Below are 25,541 nucleotides of genomic sequence, written 5' to 3'. Positions count from 1 at the left end.
GGCTCACCCCGGCGCGTCGAGGAGACGACGTGAGGACTCGATGGCCGCGGGCAGGGGCCTGCGCGCCCGCAGCGCGCGGGGCACCGCCGGCAGGGCGCGGGCGATGCCCCTCTGCCCGCCGCGACCCTCGGTCGCCAGCGCGTACGCGGTCCGGGTGACGACCGGCCAGGGCCGGCGGAGCAGGGCGGTGAGCAGGCGATTGCGCGCGGCCCGTGCCCGCCGGTCCACCGAGTCGCGCACGGGAGACGGGTGGTGGTGCGCCACGACGTCCTCGGCGTAGGCCTGGCCCCAGCCGGCGGCCGCCAGGTCGAGGGCCAGCCGCTCCTCCTCGCCCATGAAGAACACCACGTCGTCGAAGCCGCCGGCTTCGAGGAACGCCTCGCGGCGCACGACGGCGCCACAGGCGAGGAAGCCCAGCACCGACGGCCCCGGCAGGTCCTCGTCCCGGCCCAGCGGCGACTCGGCCATCTCGGCGCAGATGCCGTCCTCGCGCTCCTCGGGTCCGATGAGCATCCGCCCGGCGACGACCCCGAGCCGGGGGTGCGTCTCGAAGAGCTCCGCCGCCTTCCGTAGCGAGCCGGGAGCCCACCAGGAGTCGTCGTCCGCGAACGCGACGTACGGCGTCCGGGCGCGCTGCACACCGATGTTGCGGGCGACCGCGCCCCGGTTGTCGCCGAGCTCCACCACGGTCACGTGCGGGAACCGTTCGCGGACGCGCTCCGGCGTGCCGTCCCGGGAGCCGTTGTCGACGAGGATCACCGGCGCCCGGTGCCGCGGCAGCGACTTCTCCAGGTCCGGCCACCGGTCGCGGGTCATCACCACGATCGTGACCTCGTCGGTCTCGACCCCTGCATCGCTCACTGGAGCCTCCACTCCTCGAGTCGGTCACCGAGCAGGTCGCGCAGCTCCTCGACGTCGTCTGCCACCTGCCTCGCGAACGCCGTGCGGACCTCCGCGCCGACCGGCGGCGCCGGGTCGCCGCGGTGGACGACCTTCCGGAACGCCTCGGCCCGCACGGCGCTCGGATCGACGCCGACATGCTCGAACACCCGCGCCATCTCCGGGCCGGGCCGCGTGAGCAGGCGCTCCTGGACCACGATGTGCACCTGCTCGGGACCGAAGACGTCGAGGAACGGACGGAGCCGTTCGACGTACCGGCTGCGGGCGACGTACTGGCTGGCCGGGTCGAGGAGTGCCTGGCCCGGCGGCCGCGGCTCGCTGCCGTCGCGCCGGTGATGTGCGTACTGGGAGAGCGCCCGAGCCAGCGGGTCGCGGACCAGGTAGACCAGGCGGACCCCCGGCAGCACGGCCGCCATCCGCTCGGCCACCTCCGGGTGGCTGGGCGAGGTGTAGCCGGGGGACGACTCGCCGCGCGCCGGCACCGTCGGGTCGAACTGCTCGGCGTACCAGCCCACGCCGCGGTGCCACTGCCCGTCCTGCCACCACCGGGCCGCGTCGTCGTGCGGCGGCCGCGTCGGGCCGTTGAAGAAGTTCAGCTCCTTGGGTCTCGACATCGCGACGTCGGGGTGCTCGTCGATGTGCTCGTGCAGCGCGCTGGTGCCGCCCTTCATGGCACCGACCACGACCACCGTCGGCAGGGCGCCGGCGACCTCGACTGCGCGTCCCCGAACTCCCATGTCCGTGCGGTACCACGACGACGGCGATGTATGCGGGAACGCAACTGATCGAGCCAGCCGCACCGACCCGGCACCGCGAGCCCTCCCTTGTGACGCGGTGGGAAGCGGGTACCTGACGACCATGCCTGACACCCCGAGTGCGCCGCCCCTCACGTCGTACGACGCCGGCCGCCCCGGGCGGGTCCGCGCCGAGCGCCTGTCCACCGGGCTGCGGTGGCTCGGCGCCTGGTCGTGGCGCTGGGTCGGGATCGCGTTGGCCGCCGCCCTGGTCGGCTGGTTGATCGGGGTCCTGTGGGTGGTGGTCCTTCCCGCGTTCCTGGCGGTCATCGTGGCCTCCGTCCTCCAGCCCGTGCACCAGCTCCTCGCCCGGCGCGCCAAGCTCCCGTCGGCGATCGCCGCCCTCCTCACCCTGCTCGGCGCGTGCGGACTCCTGGTGGGCGCCGTCGCGGCCCTCGCCCCCTCGGTGGCCGGACAGTGGGACGAGATCGTCTCCGACGCGGGTGAGGGGGTCCGGCAGCTCCAGACCTGGGCGGAGGAGCGTGGGCTGATCTCCCAGGAGCAGGTGGACGACGCCGTCGACCAGCTCCAGGACCGGCTGCGCGACAGCGCGGGCTCCATCGCCAGCGGCGTGCTGGTCGGGGTCAACGCCGTCTCGTCGGGGCTGCTGACCCTGGTGCTGACCCTCGTGCTCACCTTCCTCTACCTCAAGGACGGCGAGCGCTTCCGGCCCTGGGTGGCCAGGACCGTCGGCAGCAAGGCGGGCCCGCACGTGGATAAGGTGCTCGACCGGATCTGGCGCACGGTCGGCGGCTTCGTCCGAACCCAGGCCGTGGTGAGCCTCGTCGACGCCGTCCTGATCGGGATCGTGCTCGTCGTGGTGGGGGTCCCGCTGGCGATCCCGCTCGCCGTGCTCACGTTCATCGGCGGCTTCGTCCCGATCGCCGGCGCCTTCGTGGTGGGTGGCCTCGCCGTCCTCATCGCCCTGGTCTCCGTGGGCGTGCAGGGCGCGCTCATCGTGCTGGTCGCCATCATCGTGGTCCAGCAGGTGGAGGGGAACCTCCTGCAGCCGTGGCTGCAGTCCCGCGCCATGGACCTGCACGCAGGAGTGGTGGTGCTGGCGGTGACCGTCGGCTCGGTGCTCTTCGGCGTGGCCGGTGCGTTCCTCGCCGTGCCGGTCGCCGCGACGGGCGCCGTGGTCCTCCGGTACCTGTCGGCCCTGGCCGACCCCGCGTCGGTCGACGACCGCGACGACGGCGACGACGGCGACCCCGGCTGACCCCAACCCTCAGCGGGGCACGTCCTCCAGGGCGGACAGGTTGCCGCTGCGGGACCGGGGGATGACGCTCAGCGTCCCGTCGGTCTCGAGCACCACGGCGGCGACGTCGCCGAGGTCGCCGCTCCCGGTCGACCGCACCGCCTGGCGCAGCGCCTCCAGGCCGACCCTGTGCTTGGTGAGGGCGTCGGGCCGGGGGCGACCGTCCCACAGCAGCACGGACGGGCCGGCGGTCACAGCACGTCGGGCGGCACCCACGCGCGAGGTGACCAGGGCGACCACCAGCTGCAGGAGCACGAGGGTCGCCAGCGCCACCGCACCCTCCAGCCAGGCCACCCGGCTGTCGAGAAGGATCGAGGACAGCGTGGACCCGAGGGCGACGGTGACCACGAAGTCGAAGGCGTTGAGCTTCGCGAGCGTGCGCTTGCCGGTGATGCGCAGCAGCACCACCAACCAGGCGTAGGCGGCGCAGCCGACCACGAGGATGCGGAGGACATCGGACCAGGAGTCGAACCACATGCTCGTGGCAGTACCCCGAGAAGCCGCCTTCCCACGGTGCCGCTACGCGTCCGTCCCAGCGGAGGCCTCGCGCCGGTCTCCGTCGCCACCCTCGCGGCGGCCGGCCCCGTCCGTGCCTCCCGACCCGGCGTCACTCCCCCGGGCGCTGCTCCGCGCCGCCATGTGAAGCAGCACCAGACAGGCGACCGCGAGGATCGTCCACCCGAGCACCACGGCCTCGCCCGGCGTCATCGACCGCGCTCCCGCACCTGGATCCGCCCGCCGTCGTCCCACGCGACGACGTCGTCGACCGGCACCTCGCACGCCGCGCGCCACGCGCCACCCAGCACGGCGGCGAAGAGCAGCGGACCGCGCGTCCGATCCTGGCCGTACCCCCAGGCGAACGCCAGCCGGCACCGCCTCGTGCCGGGCCCCACCACCAGGCTGACCACGATCGGCACCTCGTGCGGTGGTGGGGGCGCATCGGGGTGGCGCGCCGGGAGGTCGCCGTCCGGCACTGCGACCCGCACGTCGTGCACGAGCCCGAGCTCCTCCCCACGGCCGTCGACGACCGCACGGCCCAGCAGCTCACTTGCCCTCATCGTCGGCTCCCGGCAGACGACGTACGACGTTCGCCCTCATCCACGTCTCGAGCCCGGCCGCGGGCAGCTCGTCCAGCTTCCGCCGCAGCCTCGGCATCTCGGTCCAGGTGCGGACCTCCGCGACGCCGAGGCGGCCTGCGTCGGAGTCGTGGGTCAACCGCTGCGTGAGAGCGGTGAGCAGGCGGCCGCTGACACCGCCCATCCTGGCGCCCAGGTGGCTCTGTCCGACCAGCAGCGCCGCGACCGCCAGCCCGGCGCCACCGTCCCCCGGCGCCAGCTCCAGGTCGTCGATCCTCCCCACGGGCTCGTCCTCGGCGTCGACGACCTGCTTGTCGAGCAGGTCCAGCCGCAGGCTCACCACCTTGCGGCCATTCTGGTCAGCCATGCCTGCCGTGCCTGCCATGCCCGTCATGATCACCCTCCTGCCCTGGTCCACACGAGGAGTGGGATCGCGATGACCGCGATCACCGAGCTGAACACCAGTGTGGCGGTGCCCAGCACGTTGGAGAGCCGTCCGTTCACCAGGTCGCCCATCAGCTCGCGGTCGTTGGCGACCAGGAGCACCGGCAGGAAGGCGAACGGCAGCAGGGCGGCGCTGCACACGACCGCGAAGATGGTCACCGTGATCGGGTTGACCGCGGTCAGCGCGAACGCGGTCGCGGCGAGCAGGATCAGCATCATCACGACCGTGAACCGGGCCGCCTTGACCGGCGGCTGGACCTCCCCGTAGGACCAGCCGAAGTACTGCGCGATGTCGTAGCCGGTGGCGAAGAGCGTCTCCAGCGTCGCGCCGAACGTCGCCGCGAAGACACCCACGATGGCGATCACCAGGCCGACCTTGCCGAGGGCGACGGCGACCGGGAGCACGGTCTGGCTCAGGTGCTCGACCTGGATGCCCGCCTCGTAGAAGACCAGGTAGGCGACAGCCTGGATGGCGATCGCGAGCAGGCCGCCGAGGGGGAATCCCACCAGCACGTTGACCCGCATCTCGGTCAGGTTCTTGCGCGTCCACCGGCTCTCGATGGCCCCGGAGGAGAAGAAGTACATCTCGTACGGCGTCATCTGGGCGCCGACGAGCGCGACGGCGTAGAAGGCGTAGACCGCCCACGTCTCCCCCGGCGTCGGCATCAGGGTGGTCGCCGACTGCGCGAGCTGGACCCAGTCGGGCCCGAGCTGCCACACCGCCACCACGTAGACGAGCATCGCCAGGCCGAGCAGGCCGTAGGCCTGCTCCATGTGCTCGAAGGAGATGGTCCACACCAGCACCGCGACCAGCACGGCGGCCACCGGCACCCACGCCAGGTAGTGCACGCTCGTGGCGATCTGGAGGGCGAGCCCGACGCCGGAGAGCTCCGCCATCACCAGCAGCACGGTGACCCCGAGCGAGCCGGCGAGACCGCCGAGGGCGTAGCGCGGCCCCAGGCGGGAGCGCATCGCGGAGAACGCCGGACTACGGGTGGCGATCGCGACCCGGCCGGCCATCTCCGAGAAGCACGCGATCCCGACCACCGCCACCCCGGTCACCCAGGCCAGCCGGAGGCCGAAGCGCGCGCCGACCTGGGCGTCGGTGACGAGGTCGCCGATGTCGATGAAGCCGCCGATCGCCGACAGCGTGCCGAGCGTGAAGCTGAGCAGCATCTTGGGGTTCACGGCGCCAGCTCCCGGTGCAGCGACCGGAGCTCCTTCAGGAGACTCCGCAGGGTCGTGCGGGCGGCCACGGCGTCCCGCCACCGACCGGCCTCGGCGGCGACGCGGATCGTGCCGAGCTCGGTGACGACGCGGTCAGCCAGGGCGGTGACCCGGACGCGGAGCTCGCGTGCCTGCGCACTCGGCGGCTGGTAGGAGGCGTAGGCGCTGGCCGCGTGGTCGGCGTCCGTCTCGGCCTCGCGCAGCGCCACCGACGCCGCCGGCGCGGTCACCCGGCCGTCGCCGAAGGAGCGCAGCCAGAGGTCCGCCGTACCGACGTGCGAGCGGAGCAGCTCCACCGTGCCGGCCGACTCCGATCGGTAGGCCTCCTCGGTGCGCGGCGGATGGATCCCCCACCACAGGCAGGCCGCAGCGACGAGCACCACGACCCAGGCCGCAGCGAGCCGCGTGCTGATCCAACGCGGCACACCGGTCCCCCGCGACCTCACAGCAGCCACGGGATGATCCGCTCGTCCGCGAGGCCCGTCGTGTCCTCCACCGGCGCGGCCGACACCGCCCGCGAGAAGGCGACGAGCCCCCGCTCCAGGAGGTCCTGTTCGTCGGCACTCATCCGCCGCACGAGGTCGTCGATGATCCGGCGCCGGGCGAGCATCAGGCCGTCGACCAGCCGCTCCCCCTCCGCGGTCAGGGAGAGCACCACGTTCCGGCGGTCGCCGGCGTCCTCCCCCCGCCGGATCCTGCCGCCCAGGACGAGGCGCTCGCAGGTCCGGCTCGCGTTCGACGGGTTGACGCCGAGCTGCTCCGCGACCGCGCTCAGGTTCAGCGGCCCGCGCGAGCTCAGCAGCACCAGCACCCGCAGCTGGGGGACGGTGATGTCGTCCTCCAGGTCGCTGAGGGTACGGGCGACGATCGCGGTCATGGTCCGCGAGACGGCCAGCACGGCATCGGTCGCCCGGTCCCGGCGCTCGGCGTCGGTCCGCTGGACCGCTTCCTCGTCCATCTCCGCTCCCCTCAGAGCTGGCGCCGGACGCCGGGGTGGGTGTGGTGGCCGCCGGAGGCCGCGGAGACGGAGCTGTTCATCCCGCCGCCCGTCAGCCGGTGACCATGACCTGGGCCGAGGCTTCCTTCACCTTGGCGTTGGCCCACCGCATCTGGCGCAGGGTCTCGGGGTGGCAGCTCTGCGTGACGGCCAGGAGCTCCCGGTCCTTCATCGCCTGGGCGGTCTGCGCCAGGACCTCCCAGTCCAGCGAGACGCCCGCCGCCATCCGGTGGATGTGGCGAAGGTCGGCGAGCAGCAGCAGCGTCGGCTCGTGGAACCGCCCGGCGAGCTCGGCTCCCTTCTGCTTGACGCGTGCCAACAGCGTGGCCTCGTCCTCCGGCTCGGGATCGAGCTGCAGCCCGTAGTCCGTGCCGATCTCGGCGAGCCGGCGCACGTGCTCCTGGGACCAGCGGGCGATGTCCCTGGCCACGTAGAAGACCTCGTGGTCGACCTTCTGCTGGTCGGAGAGGTTCAGCAGCGCGCCGGCGAGGTCGTTCTCCGACCGGTGCAGCTCCTCGATCGCCGCACCGACCTTGTTGCCGTGCAGCGAGCGCAGGGTGGCGGTGATGCTCATCGGCCCGCTCCCGTCGTCTCGAAGTCCTCGCTGGCCATGGCCGGTGGTCCACCGACCGTCGGGGGTACGGCGCCCGCCACCGGCCGGGAGGCGGTCGTGGTCGGCGCCGCCGACGGCGTACCGGACGACGTCTCGACGCGGCTGGCGGCCGCTGCCGCCGTCTTGTAGATCGGCTGCTTCGACGCCGGGTCCCAGTCGGTCAGGGTGAGCTCGTTGGCCGCTCGACGGTGTCCATCCGGCTCCGCCCCGTGGTCGGTGTCCCAGTAGCCGTAGTGGAAGGGCAGGAACAGGACGCCCTCCCGGATGCCGCTGACGCGAAGGCGCGCGGTGACCTCGCCGCGCGGGGTGGTCACCTGGATCAGGTCGCCCTCGGCCCATCCCTGCTCTGCGGCGTCGGCCGCCGACGCCTCGACCCAGACCTCGGGCGCCGCGCCCTGGAGCTGCGGCGCGCGGCCGGTCTTGGTGCGGGTGTGGAAGTGGTAGAGCGTCCGACCGGTGATCAGCTGGAAGGGATAGTCCTCCGACGGCATCTCGTGCGGCGGGAGGTACTCGGCGGCCTTGATCACCGCCTTGCCGTCGGGGTTGAGCGCCTTGTACTCGGTCGGCTCGACAGGCGCCCCGGTCACCAGGTCGCGTCCGTAGCTCTCGCAGTAGCCGGGGTCGGCCCAGAACTCGCCGTCGACGTAGATCCGCTCCGCGCCGTCGGGATGCTCGTCGTTGCAGGGCCACTGGATGCCGCTGCCGCCGCGGAGCTTGTCGTAGGTGATGCCGGTGTAGTCGCACGGCCGCCCGCGGGTGCACTCCTTCCAGCCCTCGAACGCCTCCTCGGGGGTGGACCACTTCACCAGCGGAGCGCCGTCCTTGTCGCGCAGGTCGAGGCGACGGGCGTAGTCCAGGAGGATGTCCAGGTCGCTCCGGGCCTCCCCCGGCGGATCCACCGCCTTCTCGGAGAGGTGCACCGTCCGGTCCACGTTGGTGAAGGTGCCCGTCTTCTCGCCCCACGTCGCCGCGGGCAGCACCACGTCGGCGAGCTGAGCGGTCTCGGAGAGGAAGATGTCCTGCACCACGAGGAACAGCCGCTCCTGGGACAGCAGGCTGCGGATCCGTTGCAGCTCGGGGAGCGACACCGCGGGGTTGGTGGCCGTCACGTAGAGGAACCGGATCGAGCCGTCCTCCACGTAGCGCATCATCTGCATCAGGTGCGTCGGCGAGGTGTAGTGCGGGATCTGCATCGGGTCGATATTCCAGACCCGGGCGAGGTCCTCGATGTGGGCGTCGTTGGACCAGTTGCGGAACGCGGGAAGGTCGCCGTCGGCTCCGCACTCGCGGGTGTTCTGCGCGGTCGGCTGGCCGTTCATCTGGAGGATGCCACAGCCCGGCTTGCCGAGCATGCCCCGGACGATGTGCACGTTGTTGACCTGTACGGCGGCCGCCGTCGCCTGGTGCGACTGGTAGAAGCCCTGCAGCACCGTCGACATCAGCCGCTCCGCGGTGCCGATGAGCCGCGCCGCCGTGCGCAGGTCCTCCGCCGGCACGCCGCAGACCTCCGCGGCCCGCTCGACGGAGTAGCCGTCGAGCATCTTCTGCAGCTCGTCGAAGCCGACGGCGTGCGCGTCGACGTACTCGTGATCGACCCAGTCGTTGCTCAGGATCTCGTGCAGCAGGGCGTTCATGAGCATCACGTTGGTGCCCGGCCGTGGTGCCAGGTGCACGGTGGCGGCGTCGGCGACCGGGGTCTGCCTCGGGTCGACACAGATCACCTTCGGAGGCTGGGGTCCGGCGAGCCGGTCGAGGATCCGCGACCACAGCACGGTCTGGGTCTCGGCCATGTTGTGGCCGTAGAGGCAGATGACGTCGGCGTGGTCGATGTCGGTGTAGGAGCCGGGCTGGCCGTCGCAGGCGAACGACTCCTTGAGCGCGGCGGCCGCCGTGGCCGTGCAGAGGCGGGTGTTGCCGTCGACGTGGTTGGTGCCGATGCCGCCGTGCGCGAGGAGGCCGAGCGTGTAGTACTCCTCGAGGAACAGCTGGCCCGTGGTGTAGAAGGCGATCGAGCTGGGTCCGCGCTCGGCGAGGAGCTCCGTCGTCCGGCCCGCGACGGCGTCCATCGCGGTGTCCCAGTCGGTCTCCACCAGCTCGCCGTCACGGCGGATCAGCGGCCTGGTGAGCCGGTCCGGCGAGCTGTTCGCCTGCCAGCCGTAGAGGTCCTTGGGGCCGAGCCGGCCGTGGTTGACCCGGTCCGCGGCCCTGCCCCGGACCCCCACGATCCGGTCGTCCTTCACCGCGATGTCGAGGCCGTCGCCGTTGGAGTGCAGGATCGAGGCGGACTGGACCCACCGGTCCACGTCCTCCACCGCGACGTCCTCATGCAGGTGGGTGTCGACGCGGACGGGCCACGGCTCGCCGGCGGTGTAGGGGGTGCGGGTGCCCCATGGCTCGGCCACCCGGTCGACGTCTCCCATGCCCACGCTCCTTCGTGCCGCTCCACGGAGGTGCCGCCGGTCGGATGGCACCGTCCCTTGGTCCGGCGGTACCACGTGCACCGATTTGTATGCGCCAGCGCAACGATTCCGGTGGCGCACGTTCTATTGCGCACCACCCGGAGCCGGTCGAGGCCGGCGCGCCGGTCCTCAGCCGAGCGCAGCGAGCACCCGGTTGCACGCCTCCTCGCACCGGCGGCAGGCCTCGGCGCAGATCCGGCAGTGCTCGTGCATGTCGGCGTGCTGCTCGCACTCGTCGGCGCACGACTTGCACGCCTGGGCGCAGGCCTCGAGGATCGCGCGGGTGATGTTGGCGTCGTAGCCGGTGTGCCGCGACAGGACCCGGCCGGTCGTCTCGCAGATGTCGGCGCAGTCGAGGTCGGTCCTGATGCACTTGCGCAGGTCGGCGACCATCTCCTCGCTCAAGCAGGCGTCGGCACAGGCGGTGCACGCCTGTGCGCACTCGACGCAGGCCGCCACACAGGCCGCGAGGAGCTCACGGTCGTTGTTGATCTCGGCAGGGTAGGTCTTCAGCATCTTCGTGATCGTGTCGGTCATCAGCAAGTTCCTTCCGTCAGCAGGCCCGTTCCCTGTCGCCGTACCCGCTGGCCCTGCCGGCACACGCCCCGCTGCTTGTCAGGCGGCGTCGCGCTGACCGGCCTCGGCGAGCGAGAGGCATCGTCGGAACGACTCCACGACGTACGACGGCGCACCGAGCCCCTCGTCCTGGGCGGCCAGCAGCTCCCGTTCCAGCCTGGTCACCGCGCCCGCGAACCGGACCACCTGCTGCGGTGTGCCGAGGTCGAAGGCCTGCATCATCTCCCCCACCTGCGCCAGCTGGGCGGTGGAGTCGGCGCCGACGGGTGCGAAGGAGACCGAGCGCAGCCGGCGGGTGAGCCACTGCTGCCAGGGCGACATCGTCCGCCACAGGTCGCGTGCCGACAGCTGGTAGTAGGCGTAGTGCCCGGGCTCCTGGCGGCGGATCGGCGCCACGGCCGTCTCCGCGACCGCCGTCTCGCCCATCTCGCGCAGCCCGTCGTGCAGGTGGTGGTAGGCCAGCAGCGCCGACCGCTCGGTCGTCGCGCCGGTCAGGTAGTAGAGCATCCGGACCACGTCCTGCACGGCCGGGAGGTGGGCGATGGCACCGAGGACCCGCAGCTTCACGGGGACGTCCGACATGTTGGGCTCCGACGGCTGCAGGCCGAGCTCGACCTGGAGGCGGTCCAGGATCAAGCCGTGCTGCAGCTCCTGCGGGCCCCACACGTCGCGGTAGAAGTGGCGGTCCAGCTCGGGCGGGTCGGGCAGCAGGACGTCGAGCTCGAGGACGTTGCGCTCGACCTCGAGCTCCGCCCGTGCCATGTAGTCGAGCACCCGCCCGTACCTCTCACGGACCGCCCGCGCGTCGCGGACGGTGAGGTCGACGCTGTTGCTGTCGAGCGGTGGGTGCTCCTGCTCGAGCCGGTCGACGTGGTCGCGCAGCCGCGCTGCGAAGCCGTGGTGGGTCGTCGCGGAGGTCACACCGGTGGTTCGGTGCGGCCGTCCCGCCGGATGGGCGCCGGTGCATTCTCAGGCGCGCTGCTCCAGCACCGACGGCGGCAGGTCGAGGTCAGGCACGAGGTCGGCGAGCATGCTCCGCACCCGGGCGTCGATGTCGGCGATGATGCCCCGCACCGTGGCCTCGTCCTGTCCGCCGGGATCCGCGACCGGCCAGTCGACGTACTTCACACCGGGCACGTAGGGGCACTCCTCGCCGCAGCCGAGTGTGATGGCGAGGTCGCTGGCCGCGACGGTCTCGTGGGTGAGCAGCTTCGGGTGCTCCGCCGAGGTGTCGAGGCCCAGCGCCGCCAGGGCCTGGGCGACCTCGGGGTGGATGTGCTCACCGGGCTGGGTGCCGGCGGACAGGGCGCGCACACGGTCGCCGGCGTAGTGCTCGGTCAGCACGCGGCCGATCACGGATCGGCCACCGTTGCGCACGCAGGCGAACACGACCTGCGGGACCTGGTCCGGGCTGCCGGGACCGGCGCCCTCGGGCTCGCTGTCGTGGGGCTTCGTGGTCATGGTCGTGCTCCTGTCGTCGAGGGTGACGTGCGAGTCTCCCGGAAGAAGCGGCGGGCCCAGAGGCTGACGTAGACCAGGCCCACCAGGACGGGCACCTCGATCAGCGGGCCCACGGCTCCGGCCAGCGCCTGGCCCGAGGCGACGCCGAAGACGCCGATGGCGACCGCGATCGCGAGCTCGAAGTTGTTGCCGGCGGCGGTGAACGAGACGGCGGTGGCGCGCTCGTAGTCCATGCCCATCGCCCGGGTGAGCAGCATCGAGCCGCCCCACATGAGCACGAAGTAGGCCAGCAGCGGCAGCGCGATCCGGGCGACGTCGAGCGGCCGGTCGGTGATCGTGTCGCCCTGCAGCGCGAACAGCAGGACGATCGTGAACAGAAGGCCGTACAGCGCGGCCGGCCCGATCCGCGGCAGGACGGTCGACTCGTACCATTCGCGCCCCCGGGCCCGCTCCCCCAGGGTGCGGGTCAGGTAGCCGGCGACCAGAGGGATGCCGAGGAAGATCAGGACGGATCTGGCGATCTCCCACATCGACACGTCCAGAGCCGCCTGGTCGAGGCCGAGCCAGCCGGGGAGGACCTCGAGGTAGAAGTAGCCGAGGACGGCGAAGGCGAGGATCTGGAACACCGCGTTGAGGGCGACCAGGATCGCCGCCGCCTCGCGGTCGCCGCACGCCAGGTCGTTCCAGATGAGCACCATCGCGATGCAGCGCGCCAGGCCGACGATGATCAGGCCGGTGCGGTACTCCGGGAGGTCCGGCAGCATGAGCCAGGCCAGGGCGAACATCAGCGCCGGGCCGAGGACCCAGTTGAGCGCGATCGACGCGCCGAGCATCCGCCGGTCGCCGGTGACGTGGCCCAGCTCGTCGTAGCGGACCTTGGCCAGCACCGGGTACATCATCACGAGGAGCCCGATCGCGATCGGCAGCGAGACCGACCCGAGCTCGACGGCCGCGAGGGCGTCGTCGAGGCCGTCGACACCACGGCCGAGGAGCAGGCCGACCAGCATGGCCACGCCGATCCAGACCGGCAGGAACCGGTCGAGGGTGGAGAGCCGCCGGAGGACCGGCTCCTCCGGTGGGGCGGTGGCGGCCTCGCGGACGAGATCGCTCATGCCCGCACTCCCTCGACGAGCTCGACGGTGAACAGGGAGGCGAGGGCCGCCATCGCCTCCGGCCGAGCCTTGTAGAACACCCAGCTCCCCCGCTTCTCGCGGTCCAGCAGTCCGCTCTCGTGGAGGATCTTCAGGTGGTGGCTGATGGTCGGCTGCGACAGGTCGAACGACGGCGACAGGTCGCACACACAGGCCTCACCCCCCTCGTGGGACAGCACGAGCGACAGCAGCCGGAGCCGCGCGGGGTCTGCGATCGCCTTGAGCAGGGGTACGACGCCCGCCGCCCGCTCGACGCTGAGCGGCTCCCTCGCCAGTGGCACGCAGCTCGCCAACGGGTCGTCCGCAAGGGGCAGCTGGCGGGTGGCGAGAGAAGACTTCGACATACGTCGATATTGACAGCCATCGAAGTCCGCGGTCAAGCCACGGCCGGGAGTGCCCCGCCGGCCGCTCAGCAGGCGGGGCTGCGGCGCTCGAGGAGGACGGTGTCGCGCCAGACCCCGTCGAGCTGGGCGATCCTGGTGCGCACCGCGAGCGTGCGGTAGCCGGCCGAGTGGTGCAGCGCGAGGCTCGCCCGGTTCTCCGGGAAGATCGACGTCTGCAGCGTCCACATCCCCGCCGCGTCGGCCTCGGTGACCTGGGTGAACAGCAGCGACTTGCCGACGCCGCGTCCCCGAGCGGCCTCGGCGACGTACACCGACGTCTCGCCGACGCCGCGGTAGCAGTCGCGGGTCGAGGTGGGCATCACCGCCGTCCACCCGGCGATCTCCCCGTCGACCTCGGCCACCCACGCGAGCCCGGGCAGCCACTTCGCCTGCATCTGCTCCGCCGTGGGCACCTCGGTCTCGAACGTGGCGTTGCGCGTCGCCAGGCCCTCCTCGTAGATGGCGAGCACCTGAGGCATGTCGTCGGGGACGACGGGCCGCGTGACCACATCGGCCGGCAGGTCCTCGGGACAGCACGGCGGCGAGGAGAGGGTGCCCATCACCACGTCGGCCGCGTGCGGCAGGCCGGTGCAGCAGGCCGCGTTGACCGAGACCATGCTCGAGGTGCCGACCTTGTCGACGACCACGAAGCCGACCTTCCGCAGCAGGTCGACGTGGTGGCTGCAGGTGCTCTGGCTGATCCCCAGGCTCCGGGCCAGGTCGCCGATGCGCAGGGCGCCGGAGCTCGACGTCGAGAGCTGGTGCAGCAGCCGCACCCGCGTGGGGTCCGCCAGCACCGCGAACCACTCGGCGTAGTGCTCGGCGTCGGCCTTGGAGAGCATCGTCGGCCGCCGCTCGTCCTCCAGGAGGGGCAGCTGCTGGCGCTGTTGACTCGTCGGCACGGGAGGCATGTCGGGCAGTCTATTGCATTCATCGACGTAGATCGATACTGTCCGCTTCATCGACGCCCGTCGATGAACATCCGGACCCTGAGGAGACCGCCGTGAACCACCCCCTCGCCATCATCGGAGCCGGCCCGGTCGGACTGGCCGCCGCTGCCAACGCCGCCGAGCGCGGCATCGACTTCGTCGTGCTCGAAGCCGGCCCGCACGCCGGTGCGGCCGTCGCGGAGTGGGCGCACGTGCGGCTCTTCTCCGCCTGGTCGGAGCTGGTCGACCCCGTCGCCCGCCGGCTGCTCGACGGCGCCGGCACCTGGACCGCACCGGACGAGACGGCGTACCCCACCGGAGCCGAGTGGCGCACGCAGTACCTCCAGCCGCTGGCCGACCTGCTCGACGCCACCGCCGGCGGATCCGTGCGCTACGGCTGCCGGGTCGTGGGCGTGGGCCGCGCCGGTCGCGACCTGATGGTCGACTCCGGTCGCGAGGACGACCCGTTCGCCCTCCACGTCGAGACACCGGCCGGCCGCGAGCGGCTGCTGGCCAGCGCCGTCATCGACGCCTCCGGCACCTGGACCAGCCCGAACCCGCTGGGCGCCGACGGCTACCCGGCCATCGGCGAGCGGGCGCACGCCGGCCGGATCAGCTACGGCATCCCCGACCTCACCGACGCCGCCACCGTCGAGCGCTACCGCGGCAAGCACGTGGTCGTGGCAGGCAGGGGTGCCTCGGCGCAGGGAGTGCTGGTCGGCCTGGGGCGGCTCGCCCAGCAGGAGCCGGAGACCCGCGTGTCGTGGCTGCTGCGACGACCGAGCGTCGGCGACGCCTTCGGCGGTGGCGACAACGACCAGCTCGTGGAGCGGGGCCGACTGGGCCAGGCGGCCCGCGCCGCGGCGTCCAGCGGCCGGGTCGCCGAGGTGACCCGGTTCCGGACCGCGTCGGTCCAGGCCCAGCCCGACGGCCGGCTGACGCTCACCTCGACCGACGGCCAGCGGGTGCAGGACGTCGACGAGGTCATCGTGGTCACCGGCTACCGTCCCGAGCTCGGCTTCCTCTCCGAGGTGCGCCTCGACCTCGACCCGGCCCTCGGCTCGGCGCGCTTCCTCGCGGCGCAGATCCACCCCGACCACCACTCCTGCGGCGACGTGGCCCCCCACGGTCACCGGGAGCTCGCCCAGCCGGAGCCGGGGCTGTTCCTGGTCGGCATGAAGTCCTACGGGCGGGCGCCGTCGTTCCTCGCGATGACCGGCTTCGAGCAGGTCCGTTCGGTGGTCGCCGCCCTCGACGGCGACCTCGAGGCGGCGGACCGCGTCGAGCTGGTGCTGCCCGAGACCGGCGTCTGCAACGGCGCCGGCGCCTTCGACGACCCGCACGCCACCGCCTCGGTGGGCGGCGGCTGCTGCGGCGCGCCGGCCGAGCCGCAGGTGGTCGAGCTCGGCGGCGTCGGCGTCCGATGACCGGCTCGCGACTGCTGGTCGTCGGCGGCGGCCAGTCCGGGCTCGCCGCCGCCCGGGTCGCCCGCGACGTGGGGATGGAGCCCGTCGTGCTCGAGGCTGGGCCGGAGCCGGTCGGATCCTGGCCCGGCTACTACGACAGCCTGCGACTGTTCTCACCCAGCGAGTACAGCGGTTTCCCCGACTACGGGTTCCCCGGCCACCACGGTCGCTACCCGACCCGGGACGAGGTGGTCGAGTTCCTCCGGGGCTACGCGAACTGGCTCGCTGTCGACGTACGGACGGACGCCCGGGTCGACGACGTCACCCGCGACGGCGCCGGCCTCGTCGCGCACCTGCACGACGGGTCCGCGGTGGAGGGCGACGCGGTGGTCGCGGCGTCGGGGTCGTTCGCCAACCCGTACCGGCCCGCCGTTCCCGGCCAGGGCTCCTATCGCGGCCGGCTCCTGCACGTCGCCGCCTACCGCTCGCCGGCGACGTTCGCCGGGCAGCGGGTCGTCGTGGTCGGGGCGGGCAACTCCGCGATCCAGGTCGGCTACGAGCTCGCCGAGGTCGCGGAGACCACCCTCGCCGTGCGGTCCCCCGTCCAGTTCACCGCCCAGGTGCGCGGCGGCCGCGACATCCACTACTGGCTGGACCGGCTGCAGCTGGACAGGCTGCCACCTGCGGTCCTCTCCCGGCTCCTGACCGGAACACTCGTCATCGACACCGGCCGCTACCAGGCCGCGGTGGCCTCGGGGCGGCTGCCGCAACGGCAGATGTTCACGTCCTTCACCGACGAGGGGGTCGTGTGGGCCGACGGGGACCACGAGCGGGTGGACGCCGTGATCCTGGCGACCGGCTACCGGCCACACCTGCCCTACCTGGCCGGCCTGGGGGCCCTCGGCCCCGACGGCGCGCCCCGCCACGTCCGGGGGCTCTCCACCACCGAGCCGCGACTGGCCTACCTCGGCCTGGAGTTCCAGCGCTCGTTCTCCTCCAACACCCTGCGCGGCGTCCACCGTGACGCGTCGTACGTCGTCACGGCCCTCGCCTCCCGTCGACGCCGGTCACTGGTCCGTGGATGACCGCGCCGCAGCGTCGACGCCGCCTGCGGACACCGCGCGGCCGGCCCTGCACGCGGTGCTCGCAGGCCTCTGCCTGACCGAGGTCGTCAGCTGGGGGGTCCTGTACTACGCGTTCCCGGTGCTCGCCCCTGGGATCGCCGCCGAGACGGGATGGTCCCTGTCGGCGACCAGCGCGGCGTTCTCCGCGGGGCTGGTGACGTCGGCGGTCGTCGGCATCCCGGTCGGGCGGGTCCTGGACCGCAACGGCCCCTGGGCGGTGATGACGGCCGGCTCGGTCCTCGCGGGGCTCGCCGTGGGGCTGATCGCGTGGTCGCCGAACCTGGCGGTCTTCGCGCTGGCGTGGGCGGTGGCGGGGGTGGCCATGGCGGGCGTGCTCTACCAGCCCGCCTTCGCCGCACTCACCCGGTGGTACGGCCCGCGCCACCTCCCGGCGCTCGCCACGCTGACCCTGGTGGCGGGCCTGGCCAGCACCGTGTTCGCGCCGGTGACGGCCGCGCTGGACGCCCGGCTCGGCTGGCGCGAGGTCTACCTCGTCCTCGGGCTCGCGCTCCTGGTGATCACGGTGCCCGCCCACGCCCTCGCCCTCCGCCGGCCGTGGCCCGCAGACCCGGTGCGGCACGACGACGCGCAGGACGCCGGCGAGTACGCCGCGACGGTGCGCTCGGACGCACGGTTCCGCCTGCTGGTCCTGGGCCTGACCACCGCCTCGCTGGCCATGTACGCGGCGCTGATCAGCCTGGTGCCGCTCCTGCTCGAGCGCGGCATCTCCGCGCCGGTCGCCGCATGGGCGTTGGGACTCGGCGGCGTGGGGCAGGTCGTCGGGCGGATCGGCTACACGGTCACCGCCCACCGGGTCGGCCTCCGCTTACGCACGGGGCTGGTCTTCACCCTGTCCGCGGCGAGCATCGCGGCCCTCGCCATCGCGCCGGGCGACCCCGCCGTGCTGATCGCGCTGGCCATGGTCGCCGGCGTGGCCCGGGGCATCGCCACGCTGCTGCACGCCACCGCGATCACGGACCGATGGGGACCGCGGGCCTACGCGCGACTGTCCGGCCTCCTCAGCGCCCCGGTCGTCCTCGCGTCCGCGCTGGCGCCGTGGGCGGGCGCCGCCGTCGCGGACCTCACCGGCAGCTACGCCACGACGTACGGGCTGCTGGCGGCGATCGCAACCGTCGGCGCGGCGCTGATGATCGCGAGCACCCGGGCACCCGCGTCCGCCGAGGCGGTCACGCCGGGCCGCCGAGCAGGGCGTTGACGTCGGGCAGGTCGACCAGCCGGGACACCGTGCCGTCCTCGGCGAGCTCCCGCGCCGCGGCGAGGAAGCCGCCCCAGGCAGCCCGGGCGAGCGCGCCGCCCACGCTGATCCGGCGTACGCCGAGGGCCGCAGCCTCCGCGACGGTGATGAACGGCGAGCTCACGAGCAGGTTGACCGGCTTCGGAGCCACCGCCTCGACGACCGCGGCGATCTGCTCGCGCGAGCGGATCCCCGGCGCGTAGAGGCAGTCGGCGCCGGCGTCCGCGTAGGCGCGCAGCCGCCGGATCGTCTCGTCGAGGTCCGGGCGGTCCCAGATGAAGCCCTCCGACCGGCCGGTCAGCAGCACACCGGTGCCGGCCGCGTCGATCGCCTCCCGCGCCGCGCGCACCCGCTCGACGGCGAGGTCGCGCGCGAAGAGCGGCGCCTCCGGGTCGCCGGTCGAGTCCTCGATCGACAGACCGGCGACGCCCGTGGCGGCCGCGCGCGCCACGTTGCCGGACACCCGCTCGGGGTCCGTCGCGAAGCCGCCCTCGAAGTCGGCGTTCACCGGCACCGCCACGGCGCCAGCGACGGCCGTGAGGTGCTGGAGGGCGGTCTCGAGGGTGATCGTGTTGTCCGGTCGCCCCGTCGACCACGCCGCGCCCGAGCTCGTGGTGGCCAGCGCCGGGAAGCCCAGCTGCTCCAGCGCGCGGGCGCTGCCGGCGTCCCAGGGGTTCGGCATCACGAAGCAGCCCTCCGCGTGCAGCGCGCGGAAGCGCGTCACCCGCTCGTCCGGCCCGTCCATCGTCCACCTACCTCCTGCGTGATCCGGTGGTCGACGCTAGCCGCGACCGCGGACAGCCGCCGTCACCGCCCTGCTCCCCGCCGGGTCACCACCGGGTCACCCCCAGGGGACGGTCGCCTGAAGGACCGCTTCGCTGAGCGCCTGCGTGCGAAGAGCGGTGACCTCCTGGTAGTCGGGGTCCGCCACCATCTGGCTGAACGCCGCACGCGAGGGATAGCGCACGATGATCACGGCGTCCCAGTCCTGCCCGTCCTCGGCCACCAGCGTCGTCGAGCCGTCGCCGGCGTAGAGCACCTCGCCGCCGTACTTCGGGAGGAAGGTGTCGGTGAGCGCCGCGGCGTACTTCGCGTACGACTCGCGGCCGCCCTCGACGAAGCGGAGGAGGTTGAGCATCACCACCGGCCCGCCGGGGTCCTCCTCGAGGTAGCGCTTGATGTCCCTGCCACGTGGATCGATCGCCATGGCCCGATCGTTCCATGAGCAGGAGCCGACGCACGTCCGGCCCTGTTCTGCGTTGTAATCGACTGTGTGTTCGATTACAATGGCGCCATGTCGTCGGTCCCCGTGCTCCACCCGCTCACCGCCGTGGTCGAGCGCGCGGCGGGGCTGGCAGATGTCGACTGGGACGGCGTGGAGCCGAGCGCTCTGCCCGAGTGCGCCGTCGCCCTGGCCCGCACGAAGGCGATGCTCGATGCAGCGCTCCTCGAGGTCGCCGACCGCCTCCAGTCGAGCGGCGCCGTGACCGAGCAGGGCTGGGCCTCGGCCAAGGACTTCCTCACCCACGTCACCGGAGGGCGCAAGGGGGCGGGCGGCAGCTTGGTGAGGGCCGCCGAGCAGACGCGCGAGCTGCCCGAGGTCAGGGACGCGGCGCGGTCAGGAGCGGTGTCCCAGGCACAGGCCCGGGTGATCGCCGGCCGGGTGGCGACCCTCCCCCGGGTGCCGGAGCTGCGCAGTGCCGCGGCCAGCCGCATGCTCGACCTGGTGGCGACCCATCGCTACGACGCCAGTGACCTCGAGCGGTCCTTCGGTGCGGTCGTGCGGGAGCTCGACCCCGACGGCACGCTGCTCGGCGACGACCGCGACCGGCCCCTCCGAGAGAGGGGTGCCCACGGCGCCAGGTTCCTCTCGTTCGCCGAGGACACCGTGGGAGGCGTCCGGGTCCGAGGCTATGCCTCCCTGGAGGAGGCGGAGTGGGTGAAGACCTGCCTGATGCCGCTCGCCGCGCCTCGGACCACCGCGCCAGGGGCGTGCGGGGGTGAGCCAGGGACCGTCGGTGAGCGCGACGACCAGGGTCGACGCGTCTCCCGCGGATGTCCCGACCCGGTGTGCGCTCACGACGGCAAGGACCCTCGTGACGCCGGCGCGCGGATGTGGGATGCGCTGGTCGACGCCTGCGACCGGCTCAGTGCCACCGACTCACTCCCCCACGTCCACGGCTCCCGTGCGCGCGTCATGGTCACCATGGACCTCGACCGCCTCCGGGCCCAGGTCGACGACGCCCAGCGGGCGGGGCTCGCCCGGCCCGCGGACGGACACCTCGGCTCGGGCGCACCACTGTCGGCCACCGCGGTCCGTCGGCTGGCCTGCGACGCGGAGGTGATCCCGGCGGTCCTCGGGACCGCGGGTCAGGTGCTCGACGTCGGGCGGAGCCGGCGACTGGTCACGTCCGCGATCTTCCTCGCCCTGGTGCTGCGCGACCGGCACTGCGCCTTCCCCGGCTGCGAACGCCTGCCGATCGCCTGCGACGCCCACCACGTCGTGCACTGGGCCGACGGTGGACCGACCGCGGTCGACAACCTGGTGCTCCTCTGCCGCCGGCACCACACCCTGGTCCACCAGTCACCGTGGACGGTCGCCATCGACCCCGACACGCGCCGCCCGGTCTGGCACCCACCGCCTCCCGTCGACGACCGTGACCGGTTCACCTTCCTGCCGCGCTCACGGCCCCCCGACCCACCGCGCCACCCGCTCGTGGCCTGACGCGCCGGCACCGGCGGGCTTCGGCGACCGCCAGCGCGCCGGGCACCCGACGACCTACCCTCTCGTCGTGGAGCCCCTCGGTCAGTACCCCGACCCCTCGCACGTCGTCGCCCACCTCAGCGACCCGCACCTGCTCGCCGACTCGCTGCAGTACGGCGCCGTGGACACCGCCGAGCGCCTCGAGCGGGCGCTGGCCCGGCTCGGGCGGCTCCCCACGCCGCCGCAGGCGCTGGTGTTCACCGGCGACCTGGCGGACCGGGCCGAGCCGGCCGCCTACGCGAGGCTGCGCGAGATCGTCGAGCCGGCGGCCGCCGCGCTCGGCGCCGAGGTGGTCTGGGTGATGGGCAACCACGACGAGCGTCGCGAGTTCTCCCGCGGCCTCTTCGGCGTGGAGAGCGAGGCGCCGCAGGACCGCGTCCACGACGTCGCCGGCCTGCGCATCGTCGCGCTGGACACGAGCGTGCCCGGCTGGCACCACGGCGAGCTCACCGACGACCAGCTCGACTGGCTCCGTGACGTGCTCGCCGAGCCGGCGCCGTACGGCACGCTGCTCGCTCTGCACCACCCGCCGATCCCGGTGCCGATGCTGCGCCTGGCCGAGCTGATCGAGCTCCACGACCAGCCGCGGCTGGCGGAGGTGGTGGCGGGGACGGACGTGCGGGGCATCCTCGGCGGCCACTTCCACTTCACGTCGTACTCGACCTTCGCCGGCGTGCCGGTCTCGGTCGCCTCGGCGACCTGCTACAGCTCCGAGCTGGCGCCCGACCAGCGGCTCCTCTCGGCGGTCGACGCCCACCAGAGCTTCACCATGCTGCACCTGTACGACGACCGGGTGGTCCACTCCGTCGTCCCGACCGCCGACGCGGCCGAGGTCGACGGCTACGGCCTGGAGATGCTCGAGCCGTTCCGGTCGCTCACGCCGCGGGAGCGCTTCGAGATGGTCGCGAGCAAGGACTCCCCGCTCAACCGGCCGCCCGACCCGATCGCTCTCTGAGCCGCGCTCAGCACCAGTCGCGCAGACCGTCGCGCCGCAGCGCCCGGTCGCGGAGCACGATGCCGAGCCGGTCGCCGTAGGCGTCGCACGCCTTGCGGAAGTCGGCGCGGCGGTACTCCACGACCAGGACCCGCGAGCCGTAGGTCGCGACGTACTCCCCGCACTCGGCGTAGCGGCCGCACTCCTCGGCGACGGCGAAGTCGAACCCCAGCCGCCGCCCGTCGAGCTCGGCCCAGTTCTTCTGGCCCACGGCGAGACCCGCGCGGTGGGCGCGCCGGACCAGGTGGCGGGCGAACGCCCGCGCCTCGGCCCGGGTGATCAGGCCCCGGCTCCGCGAGAAGGAGTCGAGGTTGTCGAGCTCGACCGCGTCGAACCCGTCGCGAGCACAGCCGTCGATCCACCGGCCGACGATCCGGGTCAGCGCGACCCGCTTACGAGGCGTGCGGATGTCGAGCAGCCACTCGCCCCACGCCTCGTCGACCACCGGCCGGCCGCCGCGCTTGAGCACGAGGTGCCACCGCTTGCGCCAGAACCGCCGCTCGTCCGGTTGGGTCTGGAAGCCGTTGACGTAGCAGACGTTGTAGCGGCCACCGGCCGGGGCGGCGCTGCGGTCACGCACCACCACCTCGACGTTGTCGGCGGGCCGGCTGGCGCCACCGAGCTGGTAGTCGAGGTCGGCTCCGCCGGGCGGCGGCGTGACCGCCGGGGCCAGTGCGAGGGCGACGGCGAGGGCGAGCGCGGCGATCACCGGGCCAGTGTGCCAGCGGCGGCCGGCCGCCGCCGAGGACCTACGATCACGGGCGTGGAAGCCACCGACCGCCGGCGCCGGCTGCTGCTGGCGGTCGACGCGCCGTCGCTCCTGCACCGGCACCACCACGCGAGGGCGCACACCCGGCTGCGGGACCGCACCGGGCGGCCGGCCTGGGCGCTGCACGGCATGCTCCGCCAGATCCTGGAGGCGATCGACGCCTTCGCGCCGGATGCGGTCGTCTTCGGCCTCGACGACCGGACCGCGTCGCACCGCCGCGACCTCTACCCCGACTACAAGGCCGGCCGGGCCCCGAAGGACGCCGACCTGGTCGACCAGCTCGACCGAGCCGGCGCCCTCCTCGACGCGCTCGGCCTCGCCACCGTGACGCCGCCCGGCCTCGAGGCCGACGACGTGAACGCCTCGGCGGCCACCTGGGCGGGTGCGCACGGGTGGGACTGCGTGGTGATCACCTCCGACCGCGACTCCTTCGCGCACATCAGCGAGCACACGCAGGTGCTGCGCCTGATCGACGGCGGGATCAACGGCTCGCCTCTGCTCAACCCGGCCCGCCTCGAGGCGATGTACGGCGTCCCGGCCGACCGCTACCTCGAGTTCGCCGCCGTGCGGGGCGACGCCAGCGACAACCTGCCGGGCATCCGGGGCATCGGGGAGAAGACCGCCGCGGTGCTGCTCCGCCGGCTGGGTTCCATGCGTGCGGTGTGGGCGGACATCGAGCACGACGCCGGCCGCTCCGTGGTCGCCGCACTCGACTCCTGGTGCGCGGAGACCGGCGCGCGACGCATCGGCGGCGGCGTGGTCAGGCGGCTCTCCGCCGCCGACGCCCGCGAGCGCTACGAGTTCAACCTGCGGCTGATGCGCGCCCGCACCGACCTCGACCTCGGCCTCACCCCGGACGTGCCCGGCACTCCCGGTCTGCTCCCGCTCGACCTCGACCGGGTGACCCGCGTGGTCGGCCACCTCGACGTCGAGGCCACCACCGCACTCGCGGTCCGGGTGCTCACCGGCACCCCGAGCTCGGCCCGGGTGCCTGCGCCATGATGAGCCGGTGACCGACGACGCACCGGCCCAGGGACTCACCGAGCTGCTCGCCCGGCGCTTCCTGACCACCGACGAGGCCCGTCCGGAGAAGGTCGAGCGCTGGCACGCCCGTGGGCGTCGTACCGCCCGGGAGAACATCGCCGACCTGGTCGACCCGGGCTCGTTCGTGGAGTACGGCCGGTTCGTGACCGCCGCCCAGGAGCAGCGCCGCGACCTCGCCGAGCTCGTCGTGGAGACTCCCGCCGACGGCATCGTCGGCGGCACCGCGACGGTCGGCGGCAGGCCGTGCGCGGTGCTCTCCTACGACTACCTGGTGCTCGCCGGCACGCAGGGCATGCGCGGCCACCGCAAGTCCGACCGCCTGATCGAGCTGGTCGCGCGGATGCGGCTGCCCGCCGTGTTCTTCACCGAGGGCGGCGGCGGCCGTCCGGGCGACACCGACTTCCCGATCGTCTCCGCCCTCGACGTCGGCTCCTTCGCGCTGTGGGGCGAGCTGGAGGGCGTGGTCCCGCGGATCGCCGTCGTGTCCGGGCGCTGCTTCGCGGGCAATGCCGTGCTGGCCGGCTGCGCCGACCTCCGTGTCGCCACCCCCGGCGCCAACCTCGGCATGGCCGGCCCGGCGATGATCGCCGGTGGCGGCCTCGGCCAGCACGCCCCGGAGGAGATCGGTCCGGTCTCCGAGCAGGCCGCCAACGGCGTGCTCGACGTGGTGGCGGAGGACGAGGCCGACGCCGTCGCCGTCGTACGACGCCTGCTCTCCTATCTCGACCCGGCGCCCCCGGCGGGCCCGCAGGCGGAAGCCGCCGACCAGGCCGCGCTGCGGTCGATGCTGCCCGAGAACGACCGTGAGGCCTTCGACGTCCGGCCGGTCGTCGAGGCGCTCGCCGACGTCGACAGCGTGACGTGGCTGCGGGAGGGATGGGCCGCGGAGCTGGTGACCGCGTTCGCCAGGATCGACGGCATCGCCGTCGGCGTCCTGGCCAACCAGTCGACGGCGCTGGCCGGGGCCCTGACCTCGGAGGCGTCGGCCAAGGCCGCCGACTTCCTCGACCTCTGCGAGCGGTGGCGGCTGCCCGTGGTCTCGCTCGTCGACACCCCCGGCTTCATGGTGGGTCCCGAGGCGGAGCGCACCGGGCTGGTGCGGCACGCGTCGCGGATGGTCACCGCCGGAGCGCGGCTCAACGTGCCCCTGGTCGGGGTGGTGCTGCGGCGCGGCTACGGCCTGGGCGCGCAGGCGATGCTCGGCGGGAGCACGCACCGGCCGCTGCTCACCGTGGCCTGGCCCGGCGCGCACCTGGGTCCGATGGGCCTGGAGGGCGCGGTGCGCCTGGCGCTGGCCAAGGAGCTGGCGGCGATGCCCGAGGCGGAGCGCGAGGCGGCGGTGGCACAGCACACCGCCGAGTACCGCAAGCACGCGAGCGCCCTCAACGCCGCCCGGGTCTTCGAGATCGACGACGTGATCGACCCCGCTGAGACCCGGTCCGTGGTCGCGGCGACGCTGCGGGCCGCCGCCGCCGAGCGCCGCTGATCGGGCGGACGGCCGCCCGTTTCCACCGGACTTCCCCGGGTAACGCCTCGCTTGAGACGAGAGCAGAGGAGAGACTGGTGAGCGACACCGAACGCGACGCACTGCCGATCCCCGACTACGACCACCTGCCCACCGGGTCGCTGGGGTCCCGGATCCGCAGCCTCGACAAGGCCGGCCTGGAGGCGCTGATCGGCTACGAGCAGTCCCACGGCGACCGCGCACCCGTCCTGCAGGTGCTCCGCCAACGGCTCGAGGAGCTGGAGTCCGGCGCCGAGCCGACCGGCGGCGACCCGGAGGGCGACACCCTCCACGACGTGCGCGACGACGCCAGCCCGGAGCCGAAGGCACGCCCGGAGACCACCGGTCCGCCGATCAACCCACCGTCGCAGGGCGTGCCGACGAACCCGGCCCAGCCGCGTCGCTGAGCGAAG

28 protein-coding genes are annotated in these 25,541 nt (G+C 73.3%); 9 read left to right on the top strand and 19 right to left on the bottom strand.

Annotated elements, in window-relative coordinates:
• Positions 1 to 3: 3 nt before the first annotated feature.
• On the bottom strand, positions 4 to 861 hold the full coding sequence (locus ACPOLA_RS06085; RefSeq protein ID WP_435769510.1) for a glycosyltransferase family 2 protein: 858 nt from the start codon (positions 859 to 861) through the stop codon (positions 4 to 6).
• On the bottom strand, positions 858 to 1,637 hold the full coding sequence (locus ACPOLA_RS06080) for a sulfotransferase family protein (protein WP_435769509.1): 780 nt from the start codon (positions 1,635 to 1,637) through the stop codon (positions 858 to 860). The genes ACPOLA_RS06085 and ACPOLA_RS06080 overlap by 4 nt, the downstream gene beginning before the upstream one ends.
• 121 nt (positions 1,638 to 1,758) lie before the next feature.
• Here ACPOLA_RS06080 and ACPOLA_RS06075 point away from each other — a divergent pair, with 121 nt between their 5' ends.
• Entirely contained in the window at positions 1,759 to 2,913 is a 1,155-nt protein-coding gene (locus ACPOLA_RS06075) for an AI-2E family transporter (protein ID WP_435769508.1), read from the top strand.
• A gap of 9 nt (positions 2,914 to 2,922) precedes the next feature.
• Here the strand turns inward: ACPOLA_RS06075 and ACPOLA_RS06070 are convergent, their stop codons facing one another.
• The 14 genes from ACPOLA_RS06070 to ACPOLA_RS06005 all read right to left on the bottom strand — a co-directional run bounded on the left by ACPOLA_RS06070 (position 2,923) and on the right by ACPOLA_RS06005 (position 14,250).
• Positions 2,923 to 3,429, bottom strand: a complete 507-nt coding sequence (locus ACPOLA_RS06070) for a DUF421 domain-containing protein (RefSeq protein WP_435769507.1) — start codon at positions 3,427 to 3,429, stop codon at positions 2,923 to 2,925.
• A 227-nt stretch (positions 3,430 to 3,656) separates the two neighbouring features.
• Entirely contained in the window at positions 3,657 to 4,010 is a 354-nt protein-coding gene (locus ACPOLA_RS06065; protein WP_435769506.1) for a PRC-barrel domain-containing protein, read from the bottom strand.
• Positions 3,997 to 4,395 (bottom strand): hypothetical protein, encoded by a 399-nt coding sequence (locus ACPOLA_RS06060; RefSeq protein WP_435769505.1) that lies wholly within the window; start codon positions 4,393 to 4,395, stop codon positions 3,997 to 3,999. The genes ACPOLA_RS06065 and ACPOLA_RS06060 overlap by 14 nt, the downstream gene beginning before the upstream one ends.
• 29 nt (positions 4,396 to 4,424) lie before the next feature.
• Positions 4,425 to 5,660 (bottom strand): NRAMP family divalent metal transporter, encoded by a 1,236-nt coding sequence (locus tag ACPOLA_RS06055; protein WP_435769504.1) that lies wholly within the window; start codon positions 5,658 to 5,660, stop codon positions 4,425 to 4,427.
• Positions 5,657 to 6,154 carry a hypothetical protein gene (locus ACPOLA_RS06050; RefSeq protein WP_435769503.1) on the bottom strand — a complete coding sequence of 166 codons (498 nt, stop codon included), beginning with the start codon at positions 6,152 to 6,154 and terminating at the stop codon, positions 5,657 to 5,659. The genes ACPOLA_RS06055 and ACPOLA_RS06050 overlap by 4 nt, the downstream gene beginning before the upstream one ends.
• Complete coding sequence (locus ACPOLA_RS06045) at positions 6,142 to 6,657, bottom strand: MarR family winged helix-turn-helix transcriptional regulator (protein WP_435769502.1); 516 nt, start codon at positions 6,655 to 6,657, stop codon at positions 6,142 to 6,144. Before ACPOLA_RS06045 ends, ACPOLA_RS06050 begins: the two co-directional genes overlap by 13 nt.
• Positions 6,658 to 6,748: 91 nt before the next feature.
• Positions 6,749 to 7,270, bottom strand: a complete 522-nt coding sequence (locus tag ACPOLA_RS06040) for a hypothetical protein (RefSeq protein ID WP_435769501.1) — start codon at positions 7,268 to 7,270, stop codon at positions 6,749 to 6,751.
• On the bottom strand, positions 7,267 to 9,729 hold the full coding sequence (locus ACPOLA_RS06035) for a molybdopterin oxidoreductase family protein (RefSeq protein ID WP_435769500.1): 2,463 nt from the start codon (positions 9,727 to 9,729) through the stop codon (positions 7,267 to 7,269). Before ACPOLA_RS06035 ends, ACPOLA_RS06040 begins: the two co-directional genes overlap by 4 nt.
• Positions 9,730 to 9,897: 168 nt before the next feature.
• A complete protein-coding gene (locus ACPOLA_RS06030; protein WP_435769499.1) occupies positions 9,898 to 10,305 on the bottom strand; it encodes a four-helix bundle copper-binding protein in 408 nt (135 codons plus the stop codon).
• A 78-nt stretch (positions 10,306 to 10,383) separates the two neighbouring features.
• Positions 10,384 to 11,265, bottom strand: coding sequence for a GTP-binding protein LepA (locus tag ACPOLA_RS06025; RefSeq protein ID WP_435769498.1), 882 nt, complete (start codon positions 11,263 to 11,265; stop codon positions 10,384 to 10,386).
• Positions 11,266 to 11,313: 48 nt separating this feature from the next.
• Positions 11,314 to 11,805 carry an arsenate-mycothiol transferase ArsC gene (locus tag ACPOLA_RS06020; RefSeq protein ID WP_435769497.1) on the bottom strand — a complete coding sequence of 164 codons (492 nt, stop codon included), beginning with the start codon at positions 11,803 to 11,805 and terminating at the stop codon, positions 11,314 to 11,316.
• Positions 11,802 to 12,917, bottom strand: a complete 1,116-nt coding sequence (gene arsB / locus ACPOLA_RS06015) for an ACR3 family arsenite efflux transporter (protein WP_435769496.1) — start codon at positions 12,915 to 12,917, stop codon at positions 11,802 to 11,804. The genes ACPOLA_RS06020 and arsB overlap by 4 nt, the downstream gene beginning before the upstream one ends.
• On the bottom strand, positions 12,914 to 13,300 hold the full coding sequence (locus ACPOLA_RS06010) for a metalloregulator ArsR/SmtB family transcription factor (RefSeq protein WP_435769495.1): 387 nt from the start codon (positions 13,298 to 13,300) through the stop codon (positions 12,914 to 12,916). Before ACPOLA_RS06010 ends, arsB begins: the two co-directional genes overlap by 4 nt.
• Before the next feature lie 65 nt (positions 13,301 to 13,365).
• Positions 13,366 to 14,250: a helix-turn-helix domain-containing GNAT family N-acetyltransferase gene (locus tag ACPOLA_RS06005; protein ID WP_435769494.1), complete on the bottom strand. Its 885-nt coding sequence runs from the start codon at positions 14,248 to 14,250 to the stop codon at positions 13,366 to 13,368.
• 92 nt (positions 14,251 to 14,342) lie between these two features.
• Between ACPOLA_RS06005 and ACPOLA_RS06000 the strand changes: the two genes are divergently transcribed.
• From ACPOLA_RS06000 to ACPOLA_RS05990, 3 genes are read left to right on the top strand one after another with little or no spacing between them, the layout of a single operon-like run.
• Complete coding sequence (locus tag ACPOLA_RS06000; RefSeq protein ID WP_435769493.1) at positions 14,343 to 15,695, top strand: NAD(P)-binding protein; 1,353 nt, start codon at positions 14,343 to 14,345, stop codon at positions 15,693 to 15,695.
• Entirely contained in the window at positions 15,692 to 16,759 is a 1,068-nt protein-coding gene (locus ACPOLA_RS05995) for a flavin-containing monooxygenase (protein WP_435769492.1), read from the top strand. Before ACPOLA_RS06000 ends, ACPOLA_RS05995 begins: the two co-directional genes overlap by 4 nt.
• 55 nt (positions 16,760 to 16,814) lie before the next feature.
• Positions 16,815 to 18,014: an MFS transporter gene (locus tag ACPOLA_RS05990; protein ID WP_435769491.1), complete on the top strand. Its 1,200-nt coding sequence runs from the start codon at positions 16,815 to 16,817 to the stop codon at positions 18,012 to 18,014.
• Here ACPOLA_RS05990 and ACPOLA_RS05985 read toward each other — a convergent pair.
• Together ACPOLA_RS05985 and ACPOLA_RS05980 are read right to left on the bottom strand one after the other, a co-directional pair.
• Positions 17,986 to 18,798 (bottom strand): isocitrate lyase/PEP mutase family protein, encoded by an 813-nt coding sequence (locus ACPOLA_RS05985; protein WP_435769490.1) that lies wholly within the window; start codon positions 18,796 to 18,798, stop codon positions 17,986 to 17,988. The genes ACPOLA_RS05990 and ACPOLA_RS05985 overlap by 29 nt on opposite strands.
• Positions 18,799 to 18,894: 96 nt before the next feature.
• Positions 18,895 to 19,260 (bottom strand): DUF1330 domain-containing protein, encoded by a 366-nt coding sequence (locus ACPOLA_RS05980; protein WP_435769489.1) that lies wholly within the window; start codon positions 19,258 to 19,260, stop codon positions 18,895 to 18,897.
• Positions 19,261 to 19,347: 87 nt separating this feature from the next.
• On the opposite strand from ACPOLA_RS05980, the gene ACPOLA_RS05975 reads away from it, so the two are divergent.
• Together ACPOLA_RS05975 and ACPOLA_RS05970 are read left to right on the top strand one after the other, a co-directional pair.
• Positions 19,348 to 20,778 carry an HNH endonuclease signature motif containing protein gene (locus ACPOLA_RS05975; protein WP_435769488.1) on the top strand — a complete coding sequence of 477 codons (1,431 nt, stop codon included), beginning with the start codon at positions 19,348 to 19,350 and terminating at the stop codon, positions 20,776 to 20,778.
• 67 nt (positions 20,779 to 20,845) lie between these two features.
• Complete coding sequence (locus tag ACPOLA_RS05970) at positions 20,846 to 21,772, top strand: phosphodiesterase (RefSeq protein ID WP_435769487.1); 927 nt, start codon at positions 20,846 to 20,848, stop codon at positions 21,770 to 21,772.
• Between the two features lie 7 nt (positions 21,773 to 21,779).
• Here the strand turns inward: ACPOLA_RS05970 and ACPOLA_RS05965 are convergent, their stop codons facing one another.
• Positions 21,780 to 22,520 (bottom strand): endo alpha-1,4 polygalactosaminidase, encoded by a 741-nt coding sequence (locus tag ACPOLA_RS05965; RefSeq protein ID WP_435769486.1) that lies wholly within the window; start codon positions 22,518 to 22,520, stop codon positions 21,780 to 21,782.
• A 54-nt stretch (positions 22,521 to 22,574) separates the two neighbouring features.
• Here ACPOLA_RS05965 and ACPOLA_RS05960 point away from each other — a divergent pair, with 54 nt between their 5' ends.
• The 3 genes from ACPOLA_RS05960 (at position 22,575) to ACPOLA_RS05950 (ending at position 25,535) form a co-directional block, all read left to right on the top strand.
• Positions 22,575 to 23,582: a 5'-3' exonuclease gene (locus ACPOLA_RS05960; protein ID WP_435769485.1), complete on the top strand. Its 1,008-nt coding sequence runs from the start codon at positions 22,575 to 22,577 to the stop codon at positions 23,580 to 23,582.
• Between the two features lie 7 nt (positions 23,583 to 23,589).
• On the top strand, positions 23,590 to 25,110 hold the full coding sequence (locus ACPOLA_RS05955; RefSeq protein ID WP_435769484.1) for an acyl-CoA carboxylase subunit beta: 1,521 nt from the start codon (positions 23,590 to 23,592) through the stop codon (positions 25,108 to 25,110).
• A 77-nt stretch (positions 25,111 to 25,187) separates the two neighbouring features.
• Positions 25,188 to 25,535, top strand: a complete 348-nt coding sequence (locus tag ACPOLA_RS05950; protein ID WP_435769483.1) for a DUF8129 domain-containing protein — start codon at positions 25,188 to 25,190, stop codon at positions 25,533 to 25,535.
• Positions 25,536 to 25,541 lie beyond the last annotated feature (6 nt).

This window comes from Nocardioides proteolyticus (genome assembly GCF_051280635.3).
GTDB lineage: Bacteria > Actinomycetota > Actinomycetes > Propionibacteriales > Nocardioidaceae > Nocardioides.
Note: the sequence above shows the minus strand (reverse complement) of the source record. Positions and strands in the feature narration are given on the sequence as shown.